This window comes from Acinetobacter sp. UBA1496 (genome assembly GCF_002324975.1).
GTDB lineage: Bacteria > Pseudomonadota > Gammaproteobacteria > Pseudomonadales > Moraxellaceae > Acinetobacter > Acinetobacter variabilis.
Window position 1 is genome coordinate 1 of sequence record NZ_DCRI01000091.1, and the last position, 8458, is coordinate 8458.

Below are 8458 nucleotides of genomic sequence, written 5' to 3' on the forward strand. Positions count from 1 at the left end.
CTTTCGCAAGAGGTCTATTCTGTTTGAGAATAAAAACTGAGCATGCAAATGAGTAGGGGGAGTTTAGAAATAAGCTCCCTCATTTTTTTATTTTTTAGAAACTTATTGATTTATCTGGGTGAGAAGAATCCACTATTTTTCTATATATGAATGGAAACGTTATCTGATTTTCCTTTCAAGTTATGGATAGCATGGTCTTAACTTTTATTCCCATAATGACGCCAATAAAAATTTATTAATTATTAAACCGATTAAAGATGAAGATTGAACGATATTTTTTTACGCCCTGACACAAAAAATGCCAGAGAAAGTCAAAACAGAAAAAGCATTCAAAACAGCAAAGTGCTACCATTTCGTCAGTTTTAAAATAGACCAGAAAATGGGGCGAAAATGTTAATACAACGTGGTGGATTAAAAGTCGTTGCAGGACTCGGAATTTCAGGTGTTGCAGCGGTCAACTTCTTACATGACCAGGGCTACCGCGTTGCAGTAACGGACTCAAGAGCTACCCCACCGGGACATGACCAGATTCCTGCGGAAGTACAGACCAGTTTTGGCAAGTTTGACCAGAATCTGTTGCTCTCTGCCGAAGAAATTATCATCAGTCCGGGACTCGATCCAAAACTGCCTGAGATTCAAGCAGCACTGGCACAAGGTATTCCTGTGGTAAGTGAAATCCAGATTTTACGTCGTGCGACGGATAAGCCGATTGTGGCCATTACCGGTTCAAATGCCAAAAGTACCGTAACGACTTTAATCGGTCTTATGGCAGCGAATGCGGGTAAAAAAGTGGCAGTTGGGGGGAATCTTGGTCGTCCAGCACTGGATCTGACCAAAGATGATCCTGAACTGTATATTTTGGAATTGTCGAGCTTCCAGTTAGAAACCACATCAAACTTGCAGGCTGAAGTGGCTGTTGTTCTGAATATGAGTGAAGACCATCTGGATCGTCATGGCGACATGATGGGTTATCACACCGCCAAACACCGTATTTTCCAAGGTGTAAAAAAAGTGGTGTTTAACCGTGATGATTCACTGACCCGTCCACTGGTTCCAGATGCAATACCGATGCAGAGCTTTGGTTTGAATGCACCGGACATCAACCAGTACGGTATTCTCAAAGATACAGACGGCACAATCTGGCTGGCACGTGGTCGTGAACGTCTGCTCAAAAGTTCTGACATGTATATTCAAGGTACCCATAATGTGGCAAATGCCTTGGCTTGCTTAGCTTTAGGTGAAGCGATTGGCCTACCAATCGACATTATGCTGGACACTTTAAAAACCTTTAAAGGTCTGGAACACCGCTGTGAATTCGTTAAAGAAGTCAATGGGGTACGTTATTATAATGACTCCAAAGGAACCAACATTGGTGCAACACTGGCAGCACTTGATGGTCTAGGCATGGCGATCGAAGCTCAAGGTGGCAAGGTTGCTATTATTCTTGGCGGTCAAGGTAAAGGCCAGGACTTTACTGCTTTACGTGACTCATTATCTAAGTATGCAAAAGTAGCCGTATTGATTGGTGTGGACCGCCCAATTATTGAAGAAGCGATTGCGGGTACGACTGAATTGATTCATGCGGAAAGCCTGCAGGAAGCAGTAGAAATTTGCCAGAAGCGCACTCAGGCACATGATGTCGTGTTATTGTCTCCTGCATGTGCAAGTTTTGACATGTTCTCCGGTTATCCGGAACGTGGTCGCAAGTTTGTGGCCTATGTGAATGAACTCAATTAAGAATAACAAGGATTCGTGATATGGCTGAGTTTGCTCAGACTGCGATCAATAAAATTAATCAATTTTATCAGCAGTGGGTACCTAAGCTGCCTGCTGAAGTTAATCCGCGTAATGTGCTGATTTTTTGTGTACTGGCTTTGCTGTGCATCGGTTCGATCATGGTGGCATCGGCTTCGATGCCTTATGCGGAACGGATGCATGAAAATGCTTTCCACTATGTAACCCGACATGCGATCTCGATTCTGGTTGCGGCGGGTGCAGCCTTTCTAGCTTATAAAGTTCCATTAAAAGTCTGGTTCAATAACACCTTCTTTTTATGGATTATTACTATTGTTTTGCTGGTCGCCGTACTCTTTGTCGGGACTGAGGTAAACGGCTCCAAGCGCTGGATTCGGGTAGCCGGTTTTACCTTGCAGGCTTCGGAAGTCGCTAAGGTCATGATGGCAATTTTTACCGCTGACTACGTCGTGCGCCGTGCTGAAGAGGTTCGTAATAATATCAAGGGCTTGGTACGTTTAAGCGCCATCATGGGTGCAACGGTTGGTCTGATTATTCTTGAGCCTGACTTGGGTGCAACGGTGGTAATTACCCTGACCATGCTCGGTGTATTCTTTCTGGCAGGTGCTCCCTGGATTCAGTTCGGTGTCGCTTTTATTACTTTGTTGGGTGCATTTGCTGCTGCGATTGCTCTGGAACCTTATCGTTTACAACGTTTACTGTCTTTCTCGAATCCTTGGGAAGATCCGCTTGGTACAGGTTATCAGCTTTCCAATGCCTTGATGGCGTTTGGTCGTGGTGAATGGACGGGAGTAGGGCTAGGCCACAGTATCCAGAAAATGTCATATCTTCCTGAAGCGCATACTGACTTTATGTTAGCGATCTTAGGGGAAGAATTTGGTTTTTTGGGTATTTCTACCATTCTGATTCTGTCCTTTACTGTGATGGTCTGCTGTATCCGGATTGGGCATCGTGCCTTGCAGCATCAATACTTGCGCGCAGGTTATCTGGCTTATGGGATCAGTATCATTTTCCTGTTGCAGATTCTGGTAAACGCTGGGATGAATATGGGCCTATTGCCAACTAAAGGTTTGACCCTGCCATTTATTAGTTATGGCGGTTCATCACTTATTGTTTGTGCAGTGATGATCAGTTTGATTCTGAAAATTGACTCAACCACTCAACAGGTCAATCCAAGCCGGGAAGAATCAAGCTTCTAGATTAGACGAGCGCTGTGGATCAGGCTGAGCATGGTCAAGTACTGTGCTCGGCATGACGGTTCCACAATTCAGGCAACGCACAAAAGTACTTTTCGCCTTGGAAAGTGGAACTAGCGGAATAAAAAATAAAGAAAAATAATTACGCTGCTGTTTTCGTTCATACCCAGAACGAGTTCTGCAAACTGGACAAAGAAACTGGCTTTTTTCAATGACCTTGGTTTTCGGTCCTACACCAAAAATAAAAAACATTGTTATGGTTCTCACTCGCCTTTGTTATTGCTTTTAGCTTAAGTGAAAACCCGTTTTTATAAATAGTGACCTTGTAGCTCAGTTGTATGCGGGATTCGGGAGATGTCCCATTGTGCGACGGCTTGTTTGAGCATACGAGCAGGGCGATCCAGTTCTACGGGCACCTGACATAGGGCTTGAAGTGCTTGTTGCAAGAGCAGGGGAGCCTGATTAAGATCCAGTGCTTGCGCCAAGTTTTGTTTGGACAGTTTCTGGCCCTGATCATTCATTGCCAGTGGTAAATGCATATAGCTTAAACGCGGATAATCCAACAATTGACCCAGATAAATCTGACGTTCGGTATTATCTAAAAGATCTGCACCGCGAACTATATGGGTCATGCCTTGCAGATAGTCATCGACTACGACTGCCAACTGATAATTGATGATGCCATCACGGCGTTTCAGTACAAAGTCACCCAAGTCCTTTTTTAACTGTGAACAGTGTTGACCTTGCAGACGGTCTTCAAAACAGATTTCAACATCTTCAACCTTGACCCGAATTGCTTGATGTTCAAAAGGCAAACCTAAGTCACGACAGGTGTCTTGGTAAATATGATTGGAGCCCAGCATTTTGCGGGTACATTGACAGGCATAAACCAGACCCTGCTGGCGCAGTTGCTGAATGACATTTTCGTAAATATCCAGACGCTCTTTCTGGTAGATGATTTCGCCATATGGCTCGAATTCAAAAGCATCCATTGCACGTAGAATATGTTCTTCGCTGCCGGGATAAATTCGCGGGATGTCTGTATCTTCAATACGGACTAGCCAGCGCCCCTGATGGGCTTTGGCATCGCAGTAACTAGCGACTGCGGTAATGAGGGAACCAAAATGCAAAGGGCCGGTTGGCGATGGCGCGAACCGGCCCACGTAATTCTCTTCAGCTTTCCCTCCCTTTGATAAAGGGAGGGTCAGGGAGGGATTACTTAAAGACATGCTTAACCGTTATTTTGCTTCTCTTTGATCTCTGCCAAAGTCTTGCAGTCGATACATAAAGTTGCAGTTGGACGTGCTTCCAGACGGCGCAGACCAATCTCGATACCACAAGTTTCACAGAAACCGTAGTCATCATTTTTAATTGCTTCGATAGATTGCTCGATTTTGCGGATCAGTTTACGTTCACGGTCACGAGTACGAAGTTCGATGGCAAATTCTTCTTCCTGAGTTGCACGGTCGTTTACATCAGGGAGCGCAGTGTTTTCGTCTTGCATCGTATTTAAAGTACGATCAACTTCTGACATCAGTTCAGCTTTCCATGCCATCAAAATTTGGCGGAAGTGTTCAAGCTGCCCTTCAGACATGTATTCTTCATTTTTTTTAGGTTGATAAGGTTCAATACCAAATAAGCTAGCAGTAGAACCACCCTCAGTCGTTTTCGGCTTAGATTTGCGCACACGTTTTGTAGGTTTTTCCTCTACAACATCAGTTTGTTCGTCTAAGACTTGATTTTGGTTGTCATTCGCCATTTAGGGCATTCCTCATCATATGCGTATGTAATACGCAAAAAATATGGTGATATGCAATTTTTATCCACCCTGTAGAAAGATTATCCTCCTACGGGGGTCGTCATCATATAGACTTTTTATGCTTTTTGATAGTCTTTGATGTCTGGATTATAGATATCACATTTCCTTTGGTTGCAATAAAGTAATTCAAAAAAAATAAAATGCAAAGTTAATAACCTGAAATTTCGGTATTAATATTTTGCTGGCTTAAGGTCACACGTTCGATATGTGTATCGAACTCCCCATTTTGTTTCAAATGTAATACACGATAGCCAGGTGCTGCCTGGTCTAGCGCGAATTCGTCACTCTTGGGTTTGAACTGTACGCTGGTCGATGGCGTCGATAAAAACTGGATACCGTGCCATTCATTGCAGGAATCCTGATGTACATGACCAAACAGAACCAGCTTCACATTCTGGTGCCGGGCCAGCATATCTTTCAGGTCTTCAGCATTCTTTAGCCGGTGCTGATCAATCCAGTGCGACTTCATCGCAAAAGGATGATGATGGCAAGCTACCATCACATACTGATTACGATATTCAAGCAATAATTGGTCCAGCTGTGCCAGTTGAGCCTGTTCTACCCAACCATCTATCCGATCCTGGACTGCACTATTCAGTAAAATCAGGGTCCAGTTGCCAAAATGAATCGCATGAGCCTGATCTCGATCCTGATAAAAAGGAAAGACCTTGATGTCATCATGATTGCCCGGAATCTGGTAATAGGGCACCTGGCAAGACTGGATATATTTTAAATAACGCGTATAGGTTTCTGCGACCGGAACCTGTGCCAGATCACCAGTATGTACTAAGGCATCCATTTCTGGAAAATTGTGCTGAATATGCTGCATGACTTCATGAAAGCTCTGTTCCGGATTCATATACGCGAATTCCAGATTGGGCTGATTCATCAAGTGGGTGTCAGAAATCTGGATAATAGTCCATTCTTGTGGTGATGCAGGATTGAATTGTTCCGATGTCATGTCTGCTCCCTTAAACCTGACAGGACAGCCTGCTGATGCTGCTGTAGCCATTGCAGTGCCATAATCACAGGTGCATTTCTAAGGCGACCATTACTCAGCAGGGTCGGAATATCGGCATAATCCAGAATGTGCAGCTGGATATTTTCCCCTTCATCCGGCATGCCAAAAACACCGCCTTCTTCAGGCAGTTCAGTCTGGGCGACATAAAGATGAAACAGTTCCGAGCAGGCACCGGCAGAAGGATAGAAACTGAAAAGATGCTGCAAGGAATCAATGGTACAACCTGACTCTTCGAAAGCTTCGCGGCGAATACAGGTCTCAGGCGTTTCATTGCCATCCAGTACACCGGCAATGACTTCTAGTTGCCATGGCGTATCCTGATCATCCAGTCCCCCAATACGGAACTGTTCAATCAAGCCGAATTTTTGCTGCTGATCGTTATACAGCAGCACCCCAGCGGCTTCAGGACGATGGATGAGCTCACGCTGCAATGCAGGTGTATAAGATTCCTGATGGAAGACACGGTGACGTATCGTGACTTTTTCCACCTGAATAAATCCCCGATATAAAAACTCACGGGCCTCTATCCTAAAATCTTTTTTATTATAAGAGGCTTGTTTAATAATATTCATAACTCAGAAAAGGATGAAATAACTTATTTTTTTCATCCTATCTGAGATTTTTATGAAAACAACTGTTTTTTTTAAAGTTTTACACCTTGTGGTACAATTTTTGACCAGAGTTGTGGAAATCGTTTTTCATCTGGTTGAGGCCGGCTTCAATCTCTGCCTGCGTTACAGCCGGGGTCTCATCAGCAGATAACTGGCTGGCATAATCCCGCACATTCTGGGTGATTTTCATTGAACAGAACTTCGGTCCGCACATCGAGCAGAAGTGAGCCGATTTGTGTGCCGCTTTTGGCATGGTTTCATCATGCATGCTGCGTGCTGTGTCCGGATCCAGGCTCAGGTTAAACTGGTCTTCCCAACGGAACTCAAAACGGGCTTTAGACAGGGCATTGTCACGGGCTTGAGCACCTGGATGACCTTTGGCCAAGTCGGCAGCATGTGCGGCAATCTTGTAGGTAATGATGCCGTCTTTCACATCTTTCTTGTTCGGCAAGCCTAAATGTTCTTTCGGTGTCACATAGCAAAGCATCGCGGTACCGTACCAGCCAATCATCGCGGCACCAATCGCCGAAGTAATATGGTCATAACCCGGTGCGATATCTGTGGTTAATGGCCCAAGTGTATAAAAAGGGGCTTCTTTACAGACTTCCAGCTGCAGATCCATATTTTCCTTGATCATATGCATCGGTACATGCCCCGGACCTTCGATCATCACCTGAACATCATGTTCCCAGGCACGATGCGTTAGTTCACCCAAAGTGCGCAGTTCAGCAAATTGTGCTTCGTCATTGGCATCCTGAATACAGCCCGGACGTAAGCCATCCCCGAGGCTGAAAGACACATCATAGGCTTTCATGATTTCGCAGATTTCATCGAAATGGGTATAGAGGAAGTTTTCCTGATGATGTGCCAGACACCACTGTGCCATGATCGAACCACCGCGTGAGACAATACCAGTCAGACGATTCGCGGTCAGCGGTACATAACGCAATAACACACCGGCATGAATCGTGAAGTAATCCACGCCCTGTTCAGCCTGTTCAATCAAGGTATCTTTAAAGATTTCCCAAGTCAGGTCTTCAGCTACACCGTTGACTTTCTCAAGAGCCTGATAAATTGGGACTGTACCAATTGGCACTGGTGAGTTACGGATAATCCATTCACGAGTTTCATGGATGTTTTGACCAGTCGACAGATCCATAATGGTGTCGGCACCCCAGCGGGTGGCCCAGGTCATTTTTGACACTTCTTCTTCAATACTTGAACCCAGCGCAGAGTTTCCGATATTGGCATTAATTTTTACCAGGAAATTGCGACCAATAATCATTGGTTCCAGTTCAGGGTGATTGATATTGGCAGGAATAATGGCACGGCCTGCAGCGACTTCCTGACGGACAAATTCAGGCGTGATTTCCTGTAAATTTTTGGCACCAAAATTCTGTCCCGGATGCTGGCGCATATCGGTACCTTCCAGCTGACGCAGGTTTTCCCGGATCGCGATATATTCCATTTCCGGCGTAATAATGCCCTGTTTGGCATAATGCATTTGGGTCACATTCTGGCCATGTTTAGCCCGGCGTGGTTTCTGAATATGAGCAAAGCGGATGTTGGCAGTACGGATATCACGTAAGCGTTGGCGACCGAACTCAGAGCTTAAATCATCCAGCATTTCTGTGTCATTACGCTGTTCAATCCAGCCTTCACGTAGATTTGGCAGGCCTTTATTCAGATCAATTTCAACATTTGGATCGGTATAAACCCCTGAAGTGTCATAGACCATCAGCGGTGCATTATATTCACCACCTAGGCCAGTCGGGGTTTCGCTAAGAGAAATTTCCCGCATGGGTACCTGAATATCAGGACGTGAGCCTTGCAGATAGACTTTACGCGAAGCCGGCAGAATGCGGGTCAGATCACGCGCTTCCTGTTCGTGTGGAGTAAGGGAAGTTTCAGAAGAAAGATTCGTTAACTGGCTCATTGCAATGATCCTTATGAATGACATCAACGAATCAAGCACGACCAAAAACGTGGATAGAATTATCTGGGAGTAGATAAAACAAGGGTAGTCGTTTTTAGATGGCTTGATTCCTACGCAGGT

The 8458-nt window shown here is 44.9% G+C and carries 8 protein-coding genes; 2 read left to right on the forward strand and 6 right to left on the reverse strand.

Annotated elements, in window-relative coordinates; translation table 11 throughout:
• The first annotated feature begins 390 nt into the window (after positions 1–390).
• Together murD and ftsW are read left to right on the forward strand one after the other, a co-directional pair.
• Positions 391–1737, forward strand: a complete 1347-nt coding sequence (gene murD, locus B3143_RS09790) for a UDP-N-acetylmuramoyl-L-alanine--D-glutamate ligase (protein WP_286740266.1) — start codon at positions 391–393, stop codon at positions 1735–1737.
• A gap of 20 nt (positions 1738–1757) precedes the next feature.
• Positions 1758–2954, forward strand: a complete 1197-nt coding sequence (ftsW, locus tag B3143_RS09795) for a putative lipid II flippase FtsW (protein WP_004787257.1) — start codon at positions 1758–1760, stop codon at positions 2952–2954.
• Here ftsW and B3143_RS09800 read toward each other — a convergent pair.
• The 6 genes from B3143_RS09800 to thiC form a co-directional block, all read right to left on the reverse strand.
• Positions 2943–3203: a zinc-ribbon domain-containing protein gene (locus B3143_RS09800; RefSeq protein ID WP_286740391.1), complete on the reverse strand. Its 261-nt coding sequence runs from the start codon at positions 3201–3203 to the stop codon at positions 2943–2945. The two genes, ftsW and B3143_RS09800, sit on opposite strands and share 12 nt — an antisense overlap.
• 56 nt (positions 3204–3259) lie before the next feature.
• Entirely contained in the window at positions 3260–4180 is a 921-nt protein-coding gene (gene gluQRS, locus B3143_RS09805) for a tRNA glutamyl-Q(34) synthetase GluQRS (RefSeq protein ID WP_286740268.1), read from the reverse strand.
• 2 nt (positions 4181–4182) lie between these two features.
• Positions 4183–4710 carry an RNA polymerase-binding protein DksA gene (gene dksA / locus B3143_RS09810; RefSeq protein ID WP_004787252.1) on the reverse strand — a complete coding sequence of 176 codons (528 nt, stop codon included), beginning with the start codon at positions 4708–4710 and terminating at the stop codon, positions 4183–4185.
• 208 nt (positions 4711–4918) lie between these two features.
• The gene (locus tag B3143_RS09815) at positions 4919–5731 is read right to left on the reverse strand and encodes a metallophosphoesterase (protein WP_286740271.1); all 813 of its coding nucleotides are present in this window, start codon (positions 5729–5731) and stop codon (positions 4919–4921) included.
• Positions 5728–6363: an NUDIX domain-containing protein gene (locus B3143_RS09820; RefSeq protein WP_286740278.1), complete on the reverse strand. Its 636-nt coding sequence runs from the start codon at positions 6361–6363 to the stop codon at positions 5728–5730. The genes B3143_RS09815 and B3143_RS09820 overlap by 4 nt, the downstream gene beginning before the upstream one ends.
• 79 nt (positions 6364–6442) lie before the next feature.
• Positions 6443–8338, reverse strand: coding sequence for a phosphomethylpyrimidine synthase ThiC (thiC, locus tag B3143_RS09825; RefSeq protein WP_286740280.1), 1896 nt, complete (start codon positions 8336–8338; stop codon positions 6443–6445).
• Positions 8339–8458 lie beyond the last annotated feature (120 nt).

Bases quoted from the DNA above. Each gene is read 5' to 3' on its own strand.
- thiC (WP_286740280.1), bottom strand. From the start codon at position 8,338: ATGAGCCAGTTAACGAATCTTTCTTCTGAAACTTCCCTTACTCCACAC.
- B3143_RS09820 (WP_286740278.1), bottom strand. From the start codon at position 6,363: ATGAATATTATTAAACAAGCCTCTTATAATAAAAAAGATTTTAGGATA.
- dksA (WP_004787252.1), bottom strand. From the start codon at position 4,710: ATGGCGAATGACAACCAAAATCAAGTCTTAGACGAACAAACTGATGTT.
- gluQRS (WP_286740268.1), bottom strand. From the start codon at position 4,180: ATGTCTTTAAGTAATCCCTCCCTGACCCTCCCTTTATCAAAGGGAGGG.
- B3143_RS09800 (WP_286740391.1), bottom strand. From the start codon at position 3,203: ATGTTTTTTATTTTTGGTGTAGGACCGAAAACCAAGGTCATTGAAAAA.
- ftsW (WP_004787257.1), top strand. From the start codon at position 1,758: ATGGCTGAGTTTGCTCAGACTGCGATCAATAAAATTAATCAATTTTAT.
- murD (WP_286740266.1), top strand. From the start codon at position 391: ATGTTAATACAACGTGGTGGATTAAAAGTCGTTGCAGGACTCGGAATT.
- B3143_RS09815 (WP_286740271.1), bottom strand. From the start codon at position 5,731: ATGACATCGGAACAATTCAATCCTGCATCACCACAAGAATGGACTATT.